Genomic DNA, 23742 nt, shown 5'->3' with positions numbered 1-23742 from the left:
TTTTAAAAATATTTATACAAGATTAGGGTATATGCACCGGACCACCGGACATTCTTGTTTTCGTTCGCCGCACCCCGCGGCGTTTTCATGAGATGTGAGGTAGGTATGGTCCGGAACACAATCACCCCAGTGCAGATCGCCAGGGCATTGCGTGTAGCCAGGGAGTGGCGCTGATGTCCAGTCTGGCTGACGCAATCGTCCAGAGTGACCTGGACGTCGCCCCATTGTTGTTGCCCGCACAGGTGCTGCGCAACGACGCTCAAGCCATCAAGGCCGCCCTTGAGCTGGCGCAAGTCGCTCGCCTGCAAGCGGCCAGGCGCGACCAGCAGCGCAAGCTGCCGTGGTCGGAAGTCGAACAGTTCACCCGAAGCGGCCTGGGCAGCATTGCCATCCCCCACGAGTACGGTGGCCCACAGGTTTCATTCGTCACCCTGGCCGAAGTGTTCGCGATCATTTCCGCGGCAGACCCGGCCCTGGGGCAAATTCCACAGAACCAGTTCGGCATCCTGAACCTGATACTCGGCAGCGCTACCGAAGCGCAGAAAAAACAGCTGTTCAAAAGCGTGCTCGAAGGCTGGCGCATTGGTAATGCCGGGCCGGAACGTGGCGCTAAAAATACCCTTGAACTCAAGGCGCGCATCACTGCCGATGGCGACGGTTTTGTCCTCAACGGCCAGAAGTTTTATTCCACCGGCGCGCTGTTCGCGCACTGGGTCGCGGTCAAGGCGCTCAATGACGACGGCAAGCAAGTGCTGGCCTTCGTTCGTCGCGGTACGCCGGGGTTGCGCATCGTCGATGACTGGTCCGGTTTCGGCCAGCGCACCACCGCCAGCGGCACCATTTTGCTCAACAACGTGCGGGTCGACGCCGAGCTGGTGGTGGATAACTGGAAGATCAATGAAAAGCCCAATACTCAGGGCGCGGTTTCGCAACTGATCCAGGCGGCCATCGATGCCGGCATCGCCCGGGGCGCGATTGATGACGCCATCGAGTTCGTGAAAACCCGCGCCCGGCCATGGGTTGACGCCAACGTTGAACGGGCCAGCGATGACCTGTACGTCATCGCCGATATCGGCAAGCTGAAAATCGAATTGCACGCCGCCGAAGCGCTGCTGCGCAAGGCCGGGCAGGTGCTCGACCAGGTGAACGCCGCACCGCTGACCGCCGAGTCCGCTGCCCGCGCTTCGATTGCCGTCGCCGAAGCCAAAGTGTTGACCACCGAAATCTCGTTGCTGGCCAGTGAAAAGCTGTTCGAGCTGGCCGGCAGCCGATCCACCCTTGCCGAGTTCAACCTCGACCGCCATTGGCGCAACGCCCGGGTGCACACCCTGCACGACCCGGTGCGCTGGAAATACTACGCGGTTGGCGCCTATCACCTGAACGGCACGTTGCCGGCTCGGCATTCCTGGATTTAACGGCCAGACACTTTTTACCAGAGCTCTGGAGAAACACATGACCCTTTCTCAACACGTTGCAATCATCACCAGCGATGAGCAAGCCCTGATCGTCGCCAGCGATCTGGCCGAAGATTTCAAACGCGACAGCGCCCTGCGCGACCGTGAACGTCGCTTGCCGCACCCCGAGCTGGAGGTGTTCTCCCGCTCGGGCCTGTGGGGCATCAGCGTGCCGAAGGCGTACGGCGGCGCGGGCGTTTCCAACGTCACCCTGGCCAAGGTCATCGCACTGATCGCCCAAGCGGATGGTTCCCTCGGGCAAATCCCGCAGAACCACTTCTATGCGCTGGAAGTGCTGCGCGTGAATGGCAGCGAAGCGCAGAAAAAGCGCCTGTACGCCGAAGTATTGGCCGGCCAGCGCTTCGGTAATGCACTGGCAGAGCTGGGGACTAAAACCGCCCATGATCGCGTCACCCGTCTGACACGCGATGGCGATGGCTATCGCATCAACGGTCGAAAGTTCTACGCCACCGGTGCGATCTACGCCCAGCGCATCCCGACCTCTGTGATCGATGAAAACGGCGTGCAGCAACTGGCTTTCCTCCCGCGCAACAGCAAGGGCCTGACGGTGATCGACGACTGGAGCGGCTTCGGCCAGCGCACCACCGGTAGCGGCTCGGTGGTGTTCGAAGAGGTCTTTGTGGCCGCGGAAGACGTGATCCCGTTCCAGACCGCCTTCGAGCGGCCGACACCGGTCGGCCCGCTGGCGCAGATTCTCCATGCCGCCATCGACACCGGCATCGCCCGCGCGGCCTATGAAGACGCGCTGCATTTCGTGCGCACCAAGACCCGGCCATGGATCGACGCCACCCATGAAAAAGCCAGCGACGACCCACTGACCCTCAAGAGCTTCGGCCACTTGAGCATTCGCCTGCACGCTGCCGAAGCCTTGCTTGAGCGCGCTGGTGAATTGCTCGACAAGGCCCAGGCCGACACCCGCGCCGAGACCGTCGCCGCCGCGTCGATCGCCGTCGCCGAAGCCCGTGCCATCAGCACTGAAATTTCCCTCGCCGCCGGCACTACGCTGTTCGAACTGGCCGGCAGCCAGGCCACCCTGGTCGAGCACGGTCTGGATCGCCATTGGCGCAACGCCCGGGTGCATACCCTGCACGACCCGGTTCGCTGGAAATATCACGCAGTCGGCAACTACTACCTCAACGATGAAAACCCGCCACTGCGGGGGACCATCTGATGGCCAAGGCGAAAAAGAAGATCCTGCTCAACGCGTTCAACATGAACTGCATCGGGCACATCAACCATGGCTTGTGGACGCATCCACGGGACATCTCGACCCAGTACAAGACGATCGAATACTGGACCGAACTGGCACAGTTGCTGGAGCGCGGACTGTTCGATGGCTTGTTCATCGCGGATATCGTCGGCGTCTATGACGTGTACCAGAACTCGGTGGACGTGCCGCTCAAAGAATCGATCCAATTGCCGGTCAACGATCCGTTGCTGCTGGTTTCGGCGATGGCTGCGGTGACGAAAAACCTTGGCTTCGGCCTCACCGCCAACCTCACCTACGAACCGCCGTACCTGTTCGCGCGGCGCATGTCGACGCTGGATCATCTGAGTCGCGGTCGAATCGGTTGGAACATCGTCACCGGTTACCTCGACAGCGCGGCCAAGGCCATGGGCCTGAACGAACAAGTCGAGCATGACCGCCGCTACGACCAAGCCGACGAATACCTGGAGGTGCTCTACAAACTCTGGGAAGGCAGTTGGGAAAACGGCGCGGTACTCAATGATCCGCAGCAACGCATCTACGCTGCGCCAGAAAAAGTACACAAGGTCGAACACAAGGGCGAGTTCTACCAGGTCGAGGGTTACCACCTGTGCGAGCCGTCACCGCAGCGCACGCCGGTGCTGTTCCAGGCGGGCAGTTCCGATCGCGGTTTGCTGTTCGCCGGGCGCCACGCCGAGTGCGTGTTTATCAGCGGATCGAACAAGCCGTCGACCAAAATCCAGGTGGACAAGGTTCGCGCCAGCGCCGTCGAGGCTGGGCGCAACCCTGAGGACATCAAAGTGTTCATGGGCTTGAACGTGATCGTCGGCGCGACTGAAGAACTCGCTTGGGCCAAGCACGCCGAATACCTGAGCTACGCCAGCGCCGAGGCCGGCGTGGCGCATTTTTCGGCCTCCACTGGCATCGATTTTTCCGAGTACGCCATCGACGAACCGATCCAGTACGTCAAGAGCAACGCGATCCAGTCGGCGACCAAGAACCTGCAGAACAACGACTGGACCCGCCGCAAATTGCTGGAGCAACACGCCCTCGGCGGACGCTACATCACCGTGGTCGGCTCGCCCGGGCAAGTGGCCGATGAGCTGGAATCGTGGATCGCCGAAACCGGCCTGGACGGCTTCAACCTGACGCGCATCGTCACACCGGAAAGCTATGTGGATTTCATTGAACTGGTGATTCCGGAGTTGCAACGGCGTGGGTCGTACAAGACTGCTTACGACAATGGCAGCTTGCGCGAAAAGCTGTTCAACGAGGGCGCACATTTGCCTGAGCAACATACCGGGTCCGCGTTTCGCCGCTAAAAGCTTCGCGAGCAGGCTCGCTCCCACATTTGGAATGTACTCCCCTGTGGGAGCGAGCCTGCTCGCGAAGAGGCCCGACCAAACACCAAAAATCTTATGCACTGACTGGAAAAAATATCATGACCAAGCACCACCTCTCTAACCCAGTCAAAGCACTGGCCCTGGCCCTCGGCCTGTTCAGCTCTACGGTGTTCGCCGCCGACGCGCCTTTGAAAATCGGCACCACCGCCGCCTTCGCCATTCCCCTGGAAGCGGCCGTAGAAGAGGCTGGCAAACAAGGCCTGAAAGTCGAATTGGTGGAGTTCACCGACTGGATCGCGCCCAACGTCAGCCTCGCCGCCGGCGACATCGACGTGAACTACTTCCAACACATCCCGTTCCTGGAAAACGCCAAGAATGCCTCCGGATTTGACCTGGTGCCCTTCGCACCGGGAATCATCAACAATGTCGGTCTCTACTCGAAGAAGTACAAAAGCTTCGACGAGCTACCGCAAGGCGCAAGCGTGGCCATCGCCAACGACCCGATCAACAGCGGGCGTGGCTTGCAGCTGTTGGCCAAGGCCGGCTTGATCACGCTAAAACCGGGTGTCGGCTACAAGGCCACCGAAGAAGACATCATCGCCAACCCGAAGAACATCAAGATCCTGCAAGTCGAGGCCGTGCAACTGGTAAGGGCCTATGACGACGCCGATCTCGTCCAGGGTTACCCGGCTTACATCCGCCTGGCGAAGACCTTCGATGCCGGTTCGGCCCTGCTGTTCGACGGCCTCGACCACAAGGAATACGTGATCCAGTTCGTGATCCAGCCGAAGAGCAAAACCGACCCGCGCCTGATCAAGTTCGTCGACATCTACCAGCACTCGCCAGCCGTTCGCGCAGCCTTGGATAAAGCCCACGGCAAGCTCTACCAAGCCGGTTGGGAGAGCTGAGCATGACAGCTGCGATCCAACGGCGACTGGATATTCCAGAGCCTCAGAAAGCTGAACAGACCGAACTGCACCCGGACCTGAACCGCGCTCACGTGCGCTTCATCGGCCTGGGTAAAACCTATGACGGCAAGCAAGGTCCGGTGGCCGCGTTGCAGGGTATCGACCTGGCGATCCAGCACGGTGAAGTGTTCGGCATCATCGGTCGTAGCGGCGCCGGCAAGTCGTCGCTGATCCGCACCATCAACCGCCTCGAACAACCGACGTCGGGGCGCGTGCTGATCGATCAGGTGGACATCGGCGAGTTTGATGAAGACCGTCTGGTGGCATTGCGTCGGCGCATCGGCATGATCTTCCAGCACTTCAACCTGATGTCCGCCAAGACGGTTTGGCAGAACGTCGAGCTGCCGCTGAAAGTCGCCGGTGTACCCAAGGAAAAGCGCGAGCAGAAGGTTCGTGAACTGCTGGAACTGGTGGGCTTGCAAGCCAAGCACAAGGCTTACCCGGCGCAACTGTCCGGCGGCCAGAAACAGCGCGTAGGCATCGCCCGCGCCCTGGTTCACGACCCGGCGATTCTGCTGTGCGACGAAGCCACTTCGGCACTGGACCCGGAGACCACACAATCGATCCTCGGCCTGCTGCGAGAGATCAATCAGCGCCTGGGCCTGACGATCATTCTGATCACCCATGAAATGGCGGTGATCCGCGAGATCTGTGATCGCGTCGTGGTGCTGGAACACGGTCGAATCGTTGAACAGGGGCCCGTCTGGGAAGTCTTCGGCAACCCGCAGCATGAGGTCAGCAAGACCTTGCTCGCCCCCTTGCAACACGCCCTGCCGCCAGAACTGCAAAGCCGCTTGCATCCGCAACCGCAGACCGCAGAAGACGCGGTGGTACTGCGCCTGCAGTTCACCGGAACGGCCCAGGCCGAACCGGACCTTGCCGCACTGTTCAGTGCACTCGGTGGCCGCGTGCGCTTGCTGCAGGGTGGCGTGGAACGGATTCAGGGACACGCGCTTGGGCAACTGCTGCTGGCCGTGACGGGCTCGTCCCTGGGCGTCGAAGAACTGCGTCAATGCGCCGGCCAGTGGGCGCAACAGGTAGAGGTATTGGGCTATGTGGTTTGATCGCTTGCTGCAGGGATTCATCGACACGTTCTTGATGGTCGGCGTGTCGTCGTTGATTGCACTGCTGGCGGGCATTCCGCTGGCGGTGATCCTGGTCACCAGCTCCAAGGGCGGCATCTACGAAGCCCCGGCGCTTAACCGCGCACTGGGTGCCTTCGTAAACCTGTTCCGCTCGATTCCGTTCCTGATCCTGATGGTGGCGTTGATTCCGTTCACCCGCTTGATCGTCGGTACCACGTACGGCGTTTGGGCAGCCGTGGTGCCATTGACCATCGCCGCTACGCCGTTCTTTGCACGCATCGCTGAAGTCAGCTTGCGCGAGGTCGATCACGGCTTGATCGAAGCAGCGCAAGCCATGGGCTGCCGACGTGGGCACATCGTCTGGCATGTGCTGTTGCCTGAGGCGTTGCCGGGGATTGTCGGGGGCTTCACCATCACCCTGGTGACAATGATCAACTCATCGGCCATGGCGGGGGCGATTGGTGCCGGTGGGTTGGGGGACATTGCGTATCGGTATGGGTATCAGCGGTTCGATAGCCAGATCATGCTGACGGTGATTGTGTTGCTGGTGGCGTTGGTCGCGGTGATTCAGTTGGGTGGGGATCGGTTGGCTCGGGGATTGAACAAACGTTAGATCAAGATCAAAAGATCGCACCGCAGGGCATGTATACACTTCGGCGAATGGCTGCGCAGCACCCCCAGCCTTGATGGCGTATATTCGGCAGATACCAATTGCCTGCGCAGCCGACCATGAAACAGACCCCCGCCGACCTTGAGCAGATCACGTCCACGACTCTGGGCCATTACAACTCGGTGGCCGAAAGTTTCCGCGAAGGCACCCGCGATCACGATGTCAGCCAGAACATCGACGCGCTGTTGCGGCATATCCAGGGTGAGCCGCCGTTCGACATTCTCGATTTCGGCTGCGGTCCCGGTCGCGACCTGCAGACCTTTACGCGCATGGGCCACACGGCCGTGGGCCTTGATGGCTCGCAGAAGTTTGCGCAAATGGCACGGGAAGACAGCGGTTGCGAGGTCTGGCAGCAGGACTTCCTGAAGCTGGATTTGCCTCAGGAACGCTTCGATGGGATTTTTGCCAATGCGGTGTTGTTTCACATCCCGCGCCAGGAGCTGCCCCGGGTATTGAAAGAACTGCGCGCGGCATTGAAGCCCGGTGGTGTGTTGTTCAGCTCCAATCCCCGTGGCGACAACCAGGAAGGCTGGAACGGGCCGCGCTATGGGTCGTATCACGACCTGAAGGCATGGCAGCAATTGCTGACCGAAGCGGGCTTTGTGGAGCTGGAGCATTACTACCGGCCGGCAGGGCTGCCGCGCGAGCAGCAGCCTTGGTTGGCGAGTGTCTGGCGCAAGTCTTCGTAGTCAGTACTGACGCCATCGCGGGCAAGCCCGCTCCTACAGGGATCGCGTTGTTCATAACTACGCGATCAACTGTGGGAGCGGGCTTGCCCGCGATGAGCGCGCAACGCTCGTCTTAGCGCACTTCTTTCTTCGGCTCGCGAATCTTGTACCAGGCCACATACAAGGCCGGCAAAAACAGCAGCGTCAGCAAGGTGGCGACGATGATCCCGCCGATCATCGCGTAGGCCATCGGCCCCCAGAACACTTCCCGGGCAATCGGGATCATGCCCAGGCTCGCCGCCGCCGCGGTCAGCAGGATCGGTCGACGACGATGCTCGGTAGCTTCCACCACCGCATCCCAGGGTGACGAACCTTGTGCCACGAACTCATCGATCTGGGTCACCAGGATCACCGAGTTGCGGATGATGATACCGATCAGCGCCAGGATGCCGAGGATCGCCACGAAGCCCATCGGCGTTCCGGTCGGCACCAGCGCCAGCACCACGCCAATCAAGCCCAGCGGCGCGACGCTGGCCACCAGGAACATCTTCTGCACGCTGTGCAACTGAATCATCAGGAAGGTGGCCATCAGGAACACCATCAACGGCACCACCTTGTTGATCGGCCCCTGGGCCTTGGCGCTTTCCTCCACCGTACCGCCCGTGGCGACCTTGTAGCCAGCCGGCAACGAGGCGGCGAATTTTTCGATATCCGGCTTGAGCTGGGTCACCAGATCGGTTGGCTGGATATCACCGATGACCGCCGTCTTGATGGTGATCGTCGGTTTGCGGTCGCGACGCCACACCAGCGGTTGCTCGAGTTCGTAGCGCACGGTGGCAAACGCCAGCAGTGGAATGGAGGTGCCGCCCGGTGTGAGGATCTGCAGGTTCTGCAGGGTATCCGGTGAGCCCCGCTCGGCGTCCACGGCGCGACCGACCACGTTGATCAGATAGATATCGTCGTCGACCTGGGTCACCGTCGAGCCGCTGACGATGCTGTTCATCAGGTTCGCCACGTCCTCGGACGACAAGCCGAGCTGGCGTGCCTTGTCCTGGGCGATGTCGATGCGCAGTACCTTGCCTGGCTCGTTCCAGTCGAAAATGATTTCGCCGATGTGCGGGTTTTTGTCCAGTTGGCTGGCCAGATCGATGGCATGTTTGCGCACCTGGTCAATGTCCGGGCCGCTGACGCGGTACTGGATTGGCCGCCCCACGGGTGGGCCCATTTCCAGGGCCTGGACGAAACTGCCGATGCCGACGAAGTCTTTGCGCAGGCGTTCGCGCAGGCGGTCGCTGAGGGCTGCGCGCGTCTCGAAGTCTTTACTCACAATCACCAGCTGTGCGTAGTAAGGGTTCTGCAGTTGCTGGTCGAGGGGCAGGTAGAAACGAATCGCGCCCTGGCCGATGTAGGTACTCCAGCGCACGATGTCGGGGTCGCCCTTGAGGGTCGCTTCAAGTTTATCCACGGCTTTGCGGGTTTCATCAATCGAGGCATTTTGCGGCAGGTTCAGATCCACCAGGATTTCCGGGCGATCAGAGGCCGGGAAGAACTGGTTCTGGACAAAGCGCATGCCGACCACCGACAACCCGAACAGCAGCACCGTTATGCCGATCGCCCACCAGCGGTTACGCATGCTCCACAGCAGGCCGCCATTGAACGCCCGCCCGAGGCGCCCGGGCTCTGCCGAGTGCGGCTTCACATTGGTACTGAGGATGTGCACGCCAATCACCGGGGCGAACAACACCGCGACAACCCACGAGACCAACATGGCCACTGCAATGACCGCAAACAGGGTGAAGGTGTATTCACCGGCCGAGCTGCCATTGAGGCCAATGGGGACGAAACCCGCCACTGTTACCAGTGTACCGGTGAGCATCGGGAAGGCGGTCGAAGTGTAGGCAAAGGTCGCGGCCTGTTCCTTGGTTTCGCCCAGTTCCAAACGCGAGACCATCATCTCGACGGTGATCATCGCGTCATCCACCAGGAGTCCGAGGGCGATGATCAATGCGCCGAGGGAAATCCGTTGCATGGTGATGCCGCTGTATTCCATGAACACAAAGACCATCGCCAGCACCAGTGGGATCGAGCACGCCACCACCAGCCCCGCGCGTACGCCGAGACTGATGAAGCTGACCACCAACACGATCACCACGGCTTCGAACAACGCACTGGTGAACCCGCCTACGGCCGCTTCCACGACGACAGACTGATCGGACACGTTGTGCACACCGACGCCCACCGGCAGATTGGCCGTCAGCTCATTGATGCGCTGGTGCAGGGCCTTGCCGAAGTCCTGGATGTTGCCGCCCGTTTGCATCGCAATGGCCAAACCGATGGCGGGTTGGCCATTGAAGCGAAATTCCGGGGTCGACGGGTCGACGTAACCACGGCGAATATCGGCGATATCGGCCAGGCGATAGAAACGGTCATTGAGCCGCAAGTTGACGTTGGCCAGATCCTTCTCGGAAATGAACTGCCCGGACGTGCGCACGGAAATCCGCTCCGGACCGGCTTCGATCACCCCGGACGGCGTCACGGCGTTCTGGGTCTGCAGGGCTTGTACGACTTGCTGTTCGTCGATGCCCAGCGCCGCCAGTTTGCGTGTCGAGAAATTCAGGTAGAGCACTTCATCCTGCTGGCCGACCATCTCGATCTTGCCCAGCCCCGGCACACCGCGGATATCGGCGCGCGCCTGCTCGACGTAGTCGCGCAACTGGCGCAACGACAGGCCATCGGCGGTAAAGGCGTAGATCGAACCAAACACGTCACCGAACTCGTCGTTGAACGACGGCCCCTGAATGCCCTGGGGAAACGAGTAGCGGATGTCGCCGATTTTCTTGCGCACCTGGTACCAGATTTCCGGGATGTCCTTGGCCTTGGTGGTGTCGCGCAAGTAGACGTAGACCGTGGATTCGCCGGGGCGGGTATAGCTTTTCACGTAGTCGAGGGAATCAAGCTCCTCGAGCTTTTTCTCGATACGGTCGGTGATCTGCTTGAGGGTTTCTTCCTGGGTTGCACCGGGCCAGCGGGTCTGGATCACCATGGTCTTGATGGTGAACGACGGGTCTTCCTCGCGACCCAGGTTCAGGTACGAGAAGACGCCCATCAGCAGAGAAACAAACATCAAATACCAGACGAACGACTGATGCTTGAGGGCCCATTCGGATAAGTTGAAACTCCCTTTCATTGTGGGTTGCCCTCATCGACTTTCACTTTCTGCCCCGGCTTGAGGCTGTTCACACCGGCACTGACGACTCGCTCGCCAGCCTTGATATCGTTGGCCAGCACCACCGTATTTTGCGTACGGCTGACGATGCTGACGTCCCTTGGAGAAACCGTTTGCGTCTGCGCATCAATGACCCAGACGCGGTTTTTGCCGTCGACCTCCTGCAAGGCACTCAGGGGTAACTCGATGCGCGGCTTGATTGCGCTACTCAAGGTCACGCTGATCGCCGTGCCGAGGCGAAACGCCGGCGGTGTTTCGGTCAGCGTCAGGCGTGCGCGCCGGGTACGGGTCGCACTTTCGGCCTGGGGTTCGATTTCACGCACAATGGCCGTGGTGGCAATGTTCGGGTTCAGTTGCGAGGCAACCTGGAACACCACGTCGGCGGGCAACTGGTCGATCAAGGTGTCGGGCAGGTCGATCACCGCTTCCTTGATGTCCGGCTGCGCCAAAGTGACCACCTGCTGACCCGCGGTGACGACCTGCCCGGCTTCGGCACTCCACGCCGTGACCACGGCCTTGTGATCGGCGCGCAACTCGACGTAGTTGAGCTGGTCCCTGGCCTGGCTGACCGCGGCCTTGGCCTGGTCGAGCGAGGCCTGGGTGGTTTTCAGGTCGGTGAGTGCGCTGTCGAGCTGCGCCTGGGAGCCCACCCCGCGATCGAACAATTGCTGCTGTCGCCGGGCGCTGGCCTGGGCATTGATGAGTTGTGCCTGGACACTCGCCAGATCGCCCTCGGCCGAACGCAACTGGTTCTGCTGATCGGTGGGATCAAGCGTGGCGAGCAAGGCCCCTTTGTCGACTTCGGCACCGACATCGACGCTGCGACTGGCAATGCGCCCCGGCACTCGGAAACCGATATTGCTTTCATAACGGGCCTGGATGCTGCCCGCGAAACGCCCGAGATTCTGCTCATCCAAGGCCTTGACCGTGATCGACAACACTGGACGCACCATTTCCGGGGCGGGTTCTTCTTTCGAGCAGGCCAGCAGCATCATACCGGCGAGCACCACTAACAGACGCTTCATTGCGCAGCCCCCACAGACAAATCCTTGTAGGTGTCTTCGGCGATTTCCACCGTCACACCGGGGTGCAGCAACTGACCGCCCGCGATGACGACTTTTTCACCGCCGGTCAGACCGGCGCTGATGATGACTTTACCGGTCAGGTAGCGGCCAACCTTGACGTTGTGCAATTGCGCCTTGCCCTCCCCATCCACCAGCCACACCGCCGGCTCGCTGACATTTTTGGTCAGCGCCGACCACGGCAGCTCGACGGCGGATTTACCTCGGGTATTGGCGGTGGCACTCACCACCGAGCCCAATTGCATCCCTGGCGGCAAGCTGTCGAGGGTGACTTTGACCTGCACCGTACCCGTTTGCTCGGAGACGGCCGGAGTGACTTCCCGCACGGTCCCGGTGGTTTTGACCGCCGGATTATCCAGCAGACTGACCACCACCGCCCTGTCCGACGGTGGCTCGGCCAGCAGCGACTCGTAGACGTTGAACACCGCATCCCGATCCCCGTCCCGGGCAAGGCTGAAAATCGGTACCGTGGCCTGCACCACCTGGCCGACCTCGGCCTGCCGCGCCGTGATCACGCCCGGTGCGTCGGCGATCAACGCGGTGTAGCTCAATTGTTCACGGGCGTTGGCCAGTTGCGCCTCGGCAGCCGCCAGCGAACTTTGGGTGCTGCGTAAGGCCGCCTGGGCGGAATCGTATTCGCTCTGGCTGGTATAGCCCTTGGGCAACAATTTCTGCTGGCGCACAAAGGCCGCGGCGTTCTGCTTGACCTTGGCCTGCTCCGCGACGACCTGGGCCTGGGCCGAATCGACGTTGGTCTGCAGGTCCTTGGGATCGAGCCTGGCGAGTACCTGCCTGGCCGAGACCCGGTCACCGACATCCACCATACGCTGGATGATCTTGCCCCCGACGCGGAACGACAACTCGGTCTGCACCCGGGCCTGGACATCACCGGTCAACGTGATGTTGACGGCGTAGTCGGCCAGCTTGACCTCTTGCACGAAAACCCGGGGCCGGTTCTTTTCGACCGGCGCCTCTTCACTGCAGGCGCTCAGCAAGGCCAAAAGGCTCAGGCCAAGCGCTATTTTCATTCCGGGACCAACCATGCAGACTCCTTTGCGTTTAACGGGCGCGATTCGCATGTGAGCTTAGAACAGGGATTAACCTTCGCCCACGCAATAATCGTCATTTCCTACACAGGAGCTGCGAAAGGCTGAGATCTTTTGCATTTAAATGATAAAGATCAAAAGATCGCAGTCTCCGGCAGCGCCTACAGAGAACGTCCTTCATGCTCAAGACCCTTGCGGTGGCCAATTACCGCTCGATCAACAAACTGGTCATTCCGCTGGGTCGGTTGAACCTGATTACTGGCCCCAACGGCAGTGGCAAATCCAATCTCTACCGCGCACTGCGCCTGTTGGCGGAAACGGCTCAGGGTGGCGTGGTCAATGCATTGGCTCGCGAGGGTGGACTTCATTCGACCTTCTGGGCCGGCCCGGAAACCATCACCCGGCGCATGCGCAATGGCGAAGTGCCGGTAGAGGCGACGGTGCGACAGGGCGTGAAGCGTCTGCGATTGGGATTTACCGGAGAAGAATTCGGATACTCGATCAGCCTGGGATTGCCCGACTCCAATGGCCATTTCATGCTACCCGGGCACGACGCGCCCATCCCCTCACGTTTCAGCCTCGACCCGCAAATCAAGCGCGAGTGTCTCTGGGCCGGACCGTTCTATCGTCCAGCAAGTCTTCTGGTGGACCGCGACGGCCCGATGGTCCGTACTCGAGCCAACCGCAGTTGGGACGTGCTGGCTCAGCACACGCCGAATTTCGACAGCCTGTTCGATCAGGTCGGGTGCCTGCGTAACTCGCCAGAGGTGCTGGAGATGCGCGAGTTCATCCGCCGCTGGCGCTTCTACGATCACTTTCGCAGCGACGCCGACGCACCGGTGCGTCAGCCGCAACTGGGTACGCGTACGCCGGTGCTGCACCACGACGGTCGGGACCTGGCCGCGGCATTGCAGACCATTATCGAAATCGGCGATCCCGAGGCATTGCGCAACGCGATCAGCGACGCATTTCCCGGTGCACGACTGCACATCGAACCGCTGGCCGGCGGCCGTTTTGCTATCGAGTTTTATCAGGAAGGCTTGTTGCGGCCATTGTCCGCGGCGGAGTTGTCGGACGGGACGCTGCGTTATTTGCTATTGGTGGCGGCACTGCTGACGCCCCGGCCGCCGACATTGATGGTGCTGAACGAGCCGGAAACCAGCCTGCATCCGGATCTGCTGCCGGCGTTGGCGCGCCTGATTATCCGGGCGTCGGAGCAGTGCCAGGTGTGGGTGGTGTCCCATGCGCGGCGCCTGATTTCGGCGTTACAGGAAGACCCGGCGTGCAATTGCATCGTGCTGGAGAAAAACCTCGGGCAAACCGGGATTGTCGGACAGCGCATGCTGGATGAGCCCGCGTGGTATTGGCCGGATTGATGTATCGATGTTGCGCCTGATCTAAATGGAATGACGACGAATGTCTTTTACACGATCTGTTTTTGGCGATACCGGCGAAGCTGCCATAGGATTTTTATTGTTCCCTGGTTTTGGCCCACTGTAGGCAACCTTCACGCCTTCAATTCTGTTCATCTTGTCAGCACGCATGCTGTAAAACACCGAAGCAGCTGAAGCCGTAAAGGACAACACGCTAAAAGCGGCCAGTGTGATGAGCAGAGGATCCTGAGCGGAATTATCCGGATCCGTGGCATTCAGCGCGGACCTCACCACCCCCACCCCGCCCCCGATAAATCCTGTCACAGCCCCGACCATGCCGGCATGGTTGGATTGTTTCGAGAGCGATGCAGAAGACGGAGCACTCTTGATTTTTGAACCGGTGACAGCGAGCCTTGCCGAGAAAAGCCCGACTCCAGCCGAAACAAAATTAAGGGCCGACATTGCAAGGAAAAACCAGGGTTGCCAGTTTGGCTCGGCCTCTTGGCCCGTCGGATCCCTGAAGTTCAGCGGGTCCCCCTGACAGTAGGCATAGGCGTTCAACCCGCCTTGACCGAACGGACTCAAGGAATCCGGGCTGTTGAACCGCATCAACACCGGATTGAACGCCCGATGGCCATTGCCCAACAAGTAATGCCCGGTGACCGGATCGAGCGCCTCGCCGTTGTATCCCAGCAAACTTCCAGGGCGCGTATCGGCATGTCGGTGACCATAGGGAGCATAAACCTGATGCACCGTTCCACCGCTATCGACAAGCTGTAACACAGATCGCTGCTGATCAGTGCCCAGCAACTGGCGATTGAACGCAGCACCCTGGTGTAAGTGCAGCGCCAACAAATGCCTGTCGTGCTGGAACACACCCTGGCCGGCCTGCCCCTGCAGCTCGGTGACCAGATGCTCGCGTCGGTAAAATCGTTGCAGCTTTTCTTTCCCGACAGGCTCACGCCAAATCAACTGATCCAGAGCGTCATAGCGATAGCGACACAACAGGCTTGTCAGCATTGTGAGCACCTCCATTGGAGGCATTTAGCTTGCACTGCCAGAAGGATCAAGGCACCTAGCAGAACTGCTAGTTTTGGAGACGAAGCGATTTCTTGAATGGGTCCAATAAAAAACGCCGACGCTGTATCAGCCGTCGGCGTTGGAAACCTGGAACGGGTTTACCTCGCGAATCAGAACGCTGGCAGAACCGCGCCGCTGTACTTTTTCTCGATGAATGCTTTCACTTCCGGGCTGGTCAGGGCCTTGGCCAGTTTCTGGATGGCGACGCTGTCCTTGTTATCAGGACGAGCCACCAGGAAGTTCACGTAAGGCGAATCGGCACCTTCGATCACCAGTGCATCCTTGGCCGGATTCAGGCCCGCTTCCAGCGCGTAGTTGGTGTTGATCATGTCCAGGTCAACCTGGTCCAGTACACGCGGCAGCATGGCGGACTCAAGCTCCTTGAACTTGAAGTTGTGCGGGTTCTTGGCGATGTCTTTAGGCGTGGCCAGGGCGTTCTTCGGGTCTTTCAACTCGATCAGGCCAGCCTTCTGCAGCAGGATCAAGGCACGGCCGCTGTTGCTGCCTTCGTTAGGGATGGCAATGGTCGCGCCGTCTTTGAGCTCGGCCAGGGTTTTGACTTTCTTCGAGTAGCCACCGAACGGTTCGACGTGAACGCCGATCACGGTTTCCAGGTGAGTGCCTTTGCCTTCGTTGAAGCTCTTCAGGTACGGCAGGGTCTGGAAGTAGTTGGCGTCCAGACGCTTCTGGTCGACCTGCACGTTCGGCTGAACGTAGTCGGTGAAAACCTTGATTTCCAGGTCCACGCCTTCTTTGGCGAGGGTTGGCTTGATCAGTTCGAGAATCTCGGCGTGTGGAACCGGGGTCGCCGCAACCACCAGTTTCTCGCCAGCCTGTGCCAGGCCCGCAGTCAGGGCAGCCGCCAGTGCGGTGAACAACAGAACCTTTTTCATGCAGTGTCCTTATCGAAAATCACAGTCGCTTGTGGCGACGGCTAGATATTTAGGTGCCAGCGAAGTGCTATCGCTGGCGTGACGCGGACAATACCGGGATTTTTTATTCCCGAACAATATCTTTTATTCACTTTCATATTCCATTTTGTTCATACATCGCCACAGCCCATGTAGGAGCTGCCGCAGGCTGCGATCTTTTGATTTTGCTCCTTTGTGACCTCAAGGCAGCTGAAAATCAAAAGATCGCAGCCTGCGGCAGCTCCTACAGGAGGCCGGCGTTTTGTAGAAGGCGTTTCAAGGCTTCTTTCTCAGTGGTGGAGCCGCTGCCGAGTATCCGCTTGAGCTGCTGTTCGACCTGCTTCAGGCCTTCATCAGGCAAATTCAAATGCTCCGGCAAAATCTCGTCGCCGGTACTCACCAACAGCGCAAAGTGAATGACGTTTTCCAGCTCACGGGTATTGCCCGGCCAGCTATGTCGCTCCAGCACGGCTTGCGCGGCCTCGCTGATCAACGGCACCGGCAGGTCCAGGCGCTGGCTGTAGATGCCGAGGAAGTATTCAGCCAGCGACAGGATGTCGCCCACACGGTCGCGCAGTGCCGGTAGTTCGAGCTGACCTTCGCTGAGGTAGTGGTAGAGCCGCTCGTGGAATTTCCCGGCGGCGACAGCCTGGGCCAGGTCGATACTGGTAGCGGCGACCAGGCGCACGTCCACCGGGCTCGGTTGATGCGCACCGACGCGGATCACTTCGTGGTTTTCCAGGGCGGCGAGCAATTTGATTTGTATCGGCAGCGGCAGGTCGCCGATTTCATCCAGGTACAACGTGCCACCGTTGGCCGAACCGAACCAACCGGCGCGGCTGCTGGCAGAACCGCTGTAGCTGCCGGCGGCATAGCCGAACAATTCGGCATCGGCATAGGTTGGGCTGATAGCTCCGCAATTGACCGAGACGAACAAACCGCCGCGATCACTGGCGCGATGGATGTGCCGGGCCAGCAGTTCCTTGCCGCTGCCGGTTTCACCCCGGATCAGTACCGGGATCGAGCGCGGTGCCAGCTGTTCCAGCTCCTGGCGTAATTGCCGCGAGCGCGGGTCGACGAATACCAGCGCCTTGGCGCGAATGCTCAGGGGACTTTTTTCAGCATCGGGAAAGGTCAGCAGTGGCTGGCCAAAGGTTTCAAAGCTCATGGCAGACTCCCGCCCAAAACCGCCAGAGGACGGGGGCGTTGAAAAAAACAAAAGGTTCAGGCGCGACGCAGGGCGTGGTGTTCCATGCGGTTTTGCAGACGATAGAGATAGGCAAAACCCTGCTCCCAACGCTGATGACCCGACTTCACATTGATGTGCCCGGCACCCGCCAGGATTCCCGCTTCCGCGCCCCAGTTACGCGCCAGCTCCAGAGCCCGCGGCGCGCTGACGGCGCTGTCGTTGTCAGAGCTGACAACCTGGCTGGGAAACGGCAAAAGGTCGGTTGGAATCGGTGCAAAATTGCGCAGCGCCGGCGCGCAAGCCGGACGTTCGACGTCCGCTGGCGCGACCAGCAAGGCACCACGTACCTGACGCAGAAACTGCACTGGCGCCGTAGCCGCCCAGTGCGCGACGGTAATGCAGCCAAGGCTGTGGGCGATCAGGATGACGGGAGTGCTGTCGGCTGCAATGGCCTCGGCCAGCGCCGCCACCCAGTCTTCACGACGCGGCGTCAGCCAGTCGGCCTGCTCCACCCGTGCGCTGTTCGGCAAGCTGTTCTGCCAGTGGCTTTGCCAATGATCTTCCGGCGATCCTTGCCAGCCCGGCACAATCAGGTAGCGAATTGATTCGTTGCGCATGGGGAGCTCTCCTGCTGCGTGTCTGTTCCTGATCGAGTATAGGGACGGGATTTATATTCGTTAAGGAATAAGAAGCTATTTATTAAGACCTGTATCGAATATAAGAATTGAAGGAGCTGGCTTGCCAGCGAAGGCGTCCTTCCAGTCAGAGAGCTACCGCCTGACAAACCGCTTTCGCTGGCAAGCCAACTCCTACAGGTAAAAAAAAGGGGCCGCACCCTGCCAAGGAGACGGCCCCAGGAAACTTGAAAAACGGTCAGCGCGCGGTGATCACCGACAGCTTGATCAATAACGTCATGGTGAATGCCTCGTATAAACGTTTCACGCTAAATAGGTGTCGGTTTAATGAATCCTGAAGTCGATGGGTTGCCCGAGGTCGAGCAAAATCGCTACCCGATGGCGTAATCATCGAGTCAAATGCTTATCTCCGAAAGTAATTTTTAACGTTATACATAGACCAAAAACGAATATTAAAAATGCGTGATCTACCGCGCCCTTGCTCTGTAAGGGCTGCAGCGACCGAATATTGGGCGAGCCGCCATTTCAGCCGGATTGATGTTGCCTGAAAAGTCGCTATCGCTGGCAAGCCAGCTCCTACAGGATCGGCGTCGTACACAAAATCATGTGTGCACCAGAGGTTTCTGTGGGAGCTGGCTTGCCAGCGATGAGGCCATCAGACGCGCACGCCCTCTACGGTTTCACCCTGAGCTTCTTCCTCACGCACAAACCGGTTCGCCCGCGCAAACGTCCCGAAATCATTGAACCGCACCCCCATCTCACGCATCACCTTATGCGCCACCGGCACGGTCATCTGGCGGATGTAGAACGGTTCCTTCACCACAAAGTGATGAATCCCGTGGCTGCTGCCGAAGTTGAAGCAGAACGCCTGCAACGGCCATAGCCACCAGGCATTCAGCACCTGGCATTGCTGCATGACGTTACCTGGCTCGATGTCACCGTAGTAGTGCATGTTCGAACTGATGAAGTGCAGGCAAAAGGTGCGCAGCACATTCGGGCCGATGATCACCACCGCGGCGATATCAATCACGCTCATCACCGACACCGTGGTCGCCGACCACTCGATCGGCGTGCCCATCAGGTAGGCGAGGCCGTTCGCGGCGTGGAAGCCGAGAAACACATACCACGCGCCCCAATGCATCAGCGCCAGCGGTGCATAGACCTTCAGGGTGCGCTGGATGATGCTGAGCTTCATCGTCCAGGTCTTGGCCCGCAGCATGCGGATGAACGACGACATGATGTTGTCGCCAATCATCAACAACCGCGCGAAACCCCAAGGCTCGCCGTTGGTGATGGCGCGCTCTTCCATGTCGGTCTCGGAGCCGGATACCTTGTGGTGATTGAGGTGCAGGTGACGACGAATCCACGGATTGATCGTGCTCGGACGCGCCAGCCAGACCAGGCCCATCATCAGGTTGTGCGGCACCCGCTGCTTGCGAAAGTACATGCTGTGAATCAGGTCGTGCTCGAGTTCGTGGGTCAGGGAAGCGAAAAAAGCATTGAGCAGCAAGCACACCCACCAGGCCATGTAGCCCTCGATGTAGAGCGCTGCGGAACCGATCATGCCGGCCAGCGCGAAGGCCAGGATGCCCGCGCCCAAGGCGTCCTGGTGCTTGAGAATCGGGTAACGCTCGCGCAGTTCGACGCCCTTGGCCAGCACCACTTGGCGAATATGTGCCGATCGCGCAGCTGCATTCAGTCGCTGGGGACTTGCAGAAGTACCTTGCATGCTTCCATCCTCTGGTTATTGATGTTCGCATCCTGCCCGCTTCACACGTCTGGAGCGGTAGCCGAGAACGCCAACCTGTTGACCGGAAGCGCCAATCAGCATGACTGAACCGACCTCCCTCGCCAGCTGGACCCGCGCCCTGCGCAAGCAACTCGACGCCCTTGGCCTCGACAGCACCGCCCTGTGCCAGCAGGCCGGTCTCGACCCGCAACTGATGGACGACCCGAATGCGCGCTATCCGTTGTCCGGCACCACGCGCCTGTGGGAAATCGCGGTGCAGGTCAGCGGCGACCCGGCGATTGGCCTGCGCGTCTCGCGCTTCGTCAGCCCCACGACCTTCCACGCGCTAGGTTATGCATTGGTGGCCAGCGGCAGTCTGCGCGAAGTCTTCGAGCGCATCGTGCGCTATCACCAGGTGGTCAGCGACGCCCTGGAGCTGGAGCTGACCCGCTGCGATGACCGCTACTGTTTCCATCTGAAAGTCCCGCCAGGCAATCCAGCCCCGGCCTTCGAAGCCATCGACGCCTTCGTGGCGATTTATGTGCGCACTTGCCGTAATCGCCTGGGCCGCGACTATGCACCGCTGGCGGTGTACTTGCGTCGCCCTGAACCGGCGGACCCGCACCAATGGCACAAGGTATTTCGCTCACCGGTGTATTTCGCCACCGGCGAGGATCGACTGGAATTCGCGCTGACTGATTTCGACAGTCACCTGGACGATGCCAACCCGGAACTGGCCGAACACAACGAAACCGTGCTCAACCGTACCCTCGCGCAGCTCAAACCGCTGACGTGGGAACGCAAGGTCCGCGACGCCATTGAAGAGCAATTGCCGGAAGGCGAACCCAGCGCCGAACACATCGCCAAGGCTCTGCACCTGAGTCTGCGCAGCCTGCAACGGCACCTGGCGGATGAGGGTTGCCGGTTCGATACGCTGCTCAACGAAAGCCGTGAGAACCTGGCGTTGCTGCACCTGCGTGATCCGCAATGCTCATTGAGTGAGATCAGCTATTTGCTGGGGTTTGCCGATACCAGCAGCTTCAGCCGTGCGTTCAAGCGCTGGACGGGAATGACACCGGGGCAGTTTCGGGATGGGTTGCGGTGATTGACCCAGAAGGTGGGTTGTCTCGTCTGGCCTCTTCGCGAGCGGGCTCGCTCCCGAACGCGTTGTTCAGATCGACCCGGTCTAATGTGGGAGCGAGCCTGCTCGCGAAGAGGCCCGGACAGGCACCACACAAACCACTCAGCGCCCCCGATCCCGCCGCAACAACTTGCGCACCCGCGCCACCAGCTCACTCACGGCAAAGGGCTTGAGCAGGTAATCATCCTCGTGCAATTCCAACCCGCGCAGGCGATCCTCGATGCCGTCCTTGGTGGTGAGGAACAGCACAGGGGTTGCGCCGAGCTTGCGGATCTGTTGCAGCAACTGCCAACCGTTGAGCCCTGGCAGCATGACGTCGAGGATAATCAGCTCATATTCGCCATCCTCGATAAAGCGCCGGCCGTCCATCCCATTGACCGCCACATCCACCGCAAACCCCGCCTCGCTCAGGCCGCTGGCCAGACGTTTGGCAAGTCCTGGTTCGTCTTCCACTAGCAGTACACGCATGGCACACCTCGATTGTCGTTCTGACAGGCTAAGCGCGTTCGCCGGTAAAGCCCACCCTTAAACAACAACCAACGCCCGCAACCGTTGCACATCGAGGATTTCGATCTCGCCATACCCGAGACGCAATATCCCCTGCCCCTGCAGATCCTTGAGGATCTGGTTGGTGGTCTGGCGCGACAGCGACAGCATGGCAGCAAGCTGTTCTTGCGGCAGTTGCAGGACGCGACGCGGTTCGTCGAGCTGGCCGTAGCCTTCGGCGATCATCAGCAAGCGATGCGCCAGCCGGGCCGGGGCCGGCAACAGGCTCAACTGTTCGAGATTGATGAAGGTCATGCGCAGTTTCTGACTCATCAGCAATGCCAGTTGCCGCCAGTGCCCGGGTTGTTCGTCGAGCATCTTGAGCAACACCGTTTGCGGGAGGTGCAGCAGCGTGCTCTGCCCCACGCTAAACGCATCATGGGTACGTGGCTGACCGTCGAACAGGCAGATCTCGCCGAACCAGTTAGGCGATTCCACCAGGCCCAGCAATGCCTCCTTGCCCTGCTCGTTGACGGCGCCGACGCGCACCGCACCTTCAAGCACCGCGTACAGTCCACAGGGCGGATCGCCACGCTGGAACAGGCGCTGACCCGCTGACAGGTGCCGCACCCGCGCAGCACCCAGCAGACTATCCTGTAGGGACACAGGCAGATGGCTGAACCACTGACCACGCATCAGGCGCGCACGCCAGTCCTGCTTATCCATCAAAACTCCTAGAGATTGTCGCCTGGCTGACAGAGCGTGAAATGGCCCCAAGGCATGATCAGTCACCCTACAGGAGGAATAACAATGAAAAAAAGCCTCGTTGACCATCTCAGTCAATACGCCGCCTACCACCGCGACCCGCGCAACATCGCCACCCACTTCGTCGGCATTCCATTGATCGTCGTGGCAGTGGCGGTCTTGTTGTCCCGTCCGCAATGGGCCGGCGGCTGGCTTTCGCCCGCGGTGCTGGTGTCACTGGCGTCGGCGTGGTTCTACCTGCGCCTGGAGTTGCGCCTCGGCGTGCTGATGACGGTGTTGCTGGGGCTGTGCGTTTGGGCCGGTCAGGCACTCGCGCAGCAAAGCACGCTGGTCTGGCTGGCGAGCGGCATCGGGATGTTCGTGATTGGCTGGGCGATTCAGTTTGTCGGGCATCACTACGAAGGACGCAAACCGGCGTTTGTCGATGATGTGACGGGGTTGATTGTCGGGCCGTTGTTTGTGGTGGTTGAGTTGGCGTTCATGCTGGGGGTGCGCCATGAACTCAAAGAGCAGATCGAGGCGCGGGCGGGGGGTGTGCGTTTGCGTCAGAACAACGCTGCGGCGTAAGACGCCTTCGCGAGCAAGCCCGCTCCCACCTTTGACCGAGTCAGTCAGAACAACTCGGTCAAAGGTGGGAGCGGGCTTGCTCCGGGCGGCGTTCCGACGAAGCTTTAGATGTTGGCGACTTTCTGCCAGACCTTCGGCTTGAAGAACAGCGTCTCGCCCTTCGCCAGGCCGATCAGGCTGTCGTGATCCTTCACCACTTCGGCCTCGATCAAATCACTCTGCCCTTCGACCTTCAGCGTCACGCGAGTGGTCGCGCCCAGCGGACGGATATCCCGGACTTCGGCCGCATGGTGATCTTCCAGTTCATGCCGCGACAGCGACACTTCGTGCGGACGGAACAGCACGTGATTGTCTTCGCCCAGATGCAGGCGGTTCGAATCGCCGAGGAAGTGATAGACGAAATCGCTGGCTGGATTTTCGTAGACATCACCCGGCGAGCCGATCTGTTCGATCACGCCCTTGTTCATCACTACGATGCGATCAGCGACTTCCATCGCCTCTTCCTGGTCGTGGGTCACGAAAACGGACGTCAGGTTGATGTCTTCGTGCAGGCGCGCCAACCAGCGCCGCAGCTCCTTACGGACCTTGGCGTCGAGAGCGCCGAAGGGTTCGTCGAGCAGCAGCACTTTGGGCTCCACCGCCAAGGCACGGGCCAGGGCGATACGCTGACGCTGACCACCGGAGAGTTGTTCCGGATAGCGATCAGCCAGCCAATCCAACTGCACCATGTTCAGCAGTTCGTGAACCTTGGTTGCGATCTGGCTTTCGCTCGGGCGCTGGTTTTTCGGCTTCATGCGCAGGCCAAACGCGACGTTGTCGAACACCGTCATGTGGCGGAACAAGGCGTAGTGCTGGAACACGAAACCGACGTTGCGATCACGCACGTCGTGGCCGGAGACGTCTTCGCCGTGGAACACGATATTGCCCTGGTCCGGGGTTTCCAGGCCGGCGATGATCCGCAGCAACGTGGTCTTGCCGCAGCCGGACGGGCCAAGCAACGCCACCAGCTCACCGCTCTGAATGTTCAGGCTGATGTCATTCAGCGCCTTGAACGCATTGAAATTCTTGCTGACATTACGCACTTCGATCGACATGA

The 23742-nt window shown here is 60.1% G+C and carries 21 protein-coding genes; 10 read left to right on the top strand and 11 right to left on the bottom strand.

The window, feature by feature from the left end:
* The first annotated feature begins 173 nt into the window (after window positions 1–173).
* The 7 genes from QLG10_RS26465 to QLG10_RS26435 all read left to right on the top strand — a co-directional run bounded on the left by QLG10_RS26465 (window position 174) and on the right by QLG10_RS26435 (window position 7437).
* Window positions 174–1415, top strand: coding sequence for an SfnB family sulfur acquisition oxidoreductase (locus QLG10_RS26465; protein WP_282488292.1), 1242 nt, complete (start codon window positions 174–176; stop codon window positions 1413–1415).
* Window positions 1416–1452: 37 nt separating this feature from the next.
* Window positions 1453–2646, top strand: coding sequence for an SfnB family sulfur acquisition oxidoreductase (locus tag QLG10_RS26460; protein ID WP_282488291.1), 1194 nt, complete (start codon window positions 1453–1455; stop codon window positions 2644–2646).
* Window positions 2646–4004, top strand: coding sequence for an LLM class flavin-dependent oxidoreductase (locus QLG10_RS26455; RefSeq protein ID WP_282488290.1), 1359 nt, complete (start codon window positions 2646–2648; stop codon window positions 4002–4004). Before QLG10_RS26460 ends, QLG10_RS26455 begins: the two co-directional genes overlap by 1 nt.
* A 119-nt stretch (window positions 4005–4123) precedes the next feature.
* The gene (locus QLG10_RS26450; RefSeq protein ID WP_188265201.1) at window positions 4124–4933 is read left to right on the top strand and encodes a MetQ/NlpA family ABC transporter substrate-binding protein; all 810 of its coding nucleotides are present in this window, start codon (window positions 4124–4126) and stop codon (window positions 4931–4933) included.
* A 2-nt stretch (window positions 4934–4935) separates the two neighbouring features.
* Window positions 4936–6057 (top strand): ATP-binding cassette domain-containing protein, encoded by a 1122-nt coding sequence (locus QLG10_RS26445; RefSeq protein ID WP_110751839.1) that lies wholly within the window; start codon window positions 4936–4938, stop codon window positions 6055–6057.
* Window positions 6047–6691, top strand: a complete 645-nt coding sequence (locus QLG10_RS26440; RefSeq protein ID WP_008057629.1) for a methionine ABC transporter permease — start codon at window positions 6047–6049, stop codon at window positions 6689–6691. Before QLG10_RS26445 ends, QLG10_RS26440 begins: the two co-directional genes overlap by 11 nt.
* A 116-nt stretch (window positions 6692–6807) precedes the next feature.
* Window positions 6808–7437: a class I SAM-dependent methyltransferase gene (locus QLG10_RS26435; protein ID WP_110751836.1), complete on the top strand. Its 630-nt coding sequence runs from the start codon at window positions 6808–6810 to the stop codon at window positions 7435–7437.
* A 112-nt stretch (window positions 7438–7549) separates the two neighbouring features.
* Here the strand turns inward: QLG10_RS26435 and QLG10_RS26430 are convergent, their stop codons facing one another.
* Genes QLG10_RS26430 through QLG10_RS26420 form a run of 3 tightly spaced genes read right to left on the bottom strand, consistent with a single transcriptional unit; the run spans window position 7550 to window position 12767 of the window.
* Window positions 7550–10603, bottom strand: a complete 3054-nt coding sequence (locus QLG10_RS26430) for an efflux RND transporter permease subunit (RefSeq protein ID WP_188265204.1) — start codon at window positions 10601–10603, stop codon at window positions 7550–7552.
* A complete protein-coding gene (locus QLG10_RS26425; protein WP_110751832.1) occupies window positions 10600–11667 on the bottom strand; it encodes an efflux RND transporter periplasmic adaptor subunit in 1068 nt (355 codons plus the stop codon). The genes QLG10_RS26430 and QLG10_RS26425 overlap by 4 nt, the downstream gene beginning before the upstream one ends.
* Window positions 11664–12767, bottom strand: a complete 1104-nt coding sequence (locus QLG10_RS26420) for an efflux RND transporter periplasmic adaptor subunit (protein ID WP_110751830.1) — start codon at window positions 12765–12767, stop codon at window positions 11664–11666. Before QLG10_RS26420 ends, QLG10_RS26425 begins: the two co-directional genes overlap by 4 nt.
* 182 nt (window positions 12768–12949) lie before the next feature.
* Here QLG10_RS26420 and QLG10_RS26415 point away from each other — a divergent pair, with 182 nt between their 5' ends.
* The gene (locus QLG10_RS26415; protein WP_110751828.1) at window positions 12950–14146 is read left to right on the top strand and encodes an AAA family ATPase; all 1197 of its coding nucleotides are present in this window, start codon (window positions 12950–12952) and stop codon (window positions 14144–14146) included.
* Between the two features lie 21 nt (window positions 14147–14167).
* Here QLG10_RS26415 and QLG10_RS26410 read toward each other — a convergent pair whose 3' ends face one another.
* The 5 genes from QLG10_RS26410 to QLG10_RS26390 all read right to left on the bottom strand — a co-directional run bounded on the left by QLG10_RS26410 (window position 14168) and on the right by QLG10_RS26390 (window position 19687).
* Window positions 14168–15163, bottom strand: coding sequence for an RHS repeat-associated core domain-containing protein (locus QLG10_RS26410; protein WP_282488289.1), 996 nt, complete (start codon window positions 15161–15163; stop codon window positions 14168–14170).
* Between the two features lie 170 nt (window positions 15164–15333).
* On the bottom strand, window positions 15334–16116 hold the full coding sequence (locus QLG10_RS26405) for a MetQ/NlpA family ABC transporter substrate-binding protein (protein WP_007972924.1): 783 nt from the start codon (window positions 16114–16116) through the stop codon (window positions 15334–15336).
* Between the two features lie 262 nt (window positions 16117–16378).
* Window positions 16379–17302 carry a sigma 54-interacting transcriptional regulator gene (locus QLG10_RS26400; RefSeq protein WP_110751824.1) on the bottom strand — a complete coding sequence of 308 codons (924 nt, stop codon included), beginning with the start codon at window positions 17300–17302 and terminating at the stop codon, window positions 16379–16381.
* Window positions 17303–17358: 56 nt separating this feature from the next.
* The gene (locus QLG10_RS26395; protein ID WP_007972928.1) at window positions 17359–17940 is read right to left on the bottom strand and encodes an alpha/beta hydrolase; all 582 of its coding nucleotides are present in this window, start codon (window positions 17938–17940) and stop codon (window positions 17359–17361) included.
* Between the two features lie 673 nt (window positions 17941–18613).
* Window positions 18614–19687 (bottom strand): fatty acid desaturase, encoded by a 1074-nt coding sequence (locus QLG10_RS26390; protein WP_110751822.1) that lies wholly within the window; start codon window positions 19685–19687, stop codon window positions 18614–18616.
* A 100-nt stretch (window positions 19688–19787) separates the two neighbouring features.
* On the opposite strand from QLG10_RS26390, the gene QLG10_RS26385 reads away from it, so the two are divergent.
* Complete coding sequence (locus QLG10_RS26385) at window positions 19788–20792, top strand: AraC family transcriptional regulator (RefSeq protein WP_110751820.1); 1005 nt, start codon at window positions 19788–19790, stop codon at window positions 20790–20792.
* A gap of 138 nt (window positions 20793–20930) precedes the next feature.
* Here QLG10_RS26385 and QLG10_RS26380 read toward each other — a convergent pair whose 3' ends face one another.
* Both QLG10_RS26380 and QLG10_RS26375 read right to left on the bottom strand, forming a co-directional pair.
* Window positions 20931–21296: a response regulator gene (locus QLG10_RS26380; protein WP_110751818.1), complete on the bottom strand. Its 366-nt coding sequence runs from the start codon at window positions 21294–21296 to the stop codon at window positions 20931–20933.
* Between the two features lie 57 nt (window positions 21297–21353).
* Entirely contained in the window at window positions 21354–22040 is a 687-nt protein-coding gene (locus QLG10_RS26375) for a Crp/Fnr family transcriptional regulator (RefSeq protein ID WP_110751816.1), read from the bottom strand.
* An 84-nt stretch (window positions 22041–22124) separates the two neighbouring features.
* Here QLG10_RS26375 and QLG10_RS26370 point away from each other — a divergent pair, with 84 nt between their 5' ends.
* Window positions 22125–22646, top strand: a complete 522-nt coding sequence (locus QLG10_RS26370) for an Mpo1-like protein (protein ID WP_110751814.1) — start codon at window positions 22125–22127, stop codon at window positions 22644–22646.
* A gap of 104 nt (window positions 22647–22750) precedes the next feature.
* Here the strand turns inward: QLG10_RS26370 and QLG10_RS26365 are convergent, their stop codons facing one another.
* Window positions 22751–23740 (bottom strand): sulfate ABC transporter ATP-binding protein, encoded by a 990-nt coding sequence (locus tag QLG10_RS26365; RefSeq protein WP_188265208.1) that lies wholly within the window; start codon window positions 23738–23740, stop codon window positions 22751–22753.
* Window positions 23741–23742: the final 2 nt, after the last annotated feature.

The organism is Pseudomonas sp. V98_8 (genome assembly GCF_029967975.1).
GTDB lineage: Bacteria > Pseudomonadota > Gammaproteobacteria > Pseudomonadales > Pseudomonadaceae > Aquipseudomonas > Aquipseudomonas umsongensis.
This window is presented reverse-complemented; position numbering and strand designations above follow the sequence as displayed.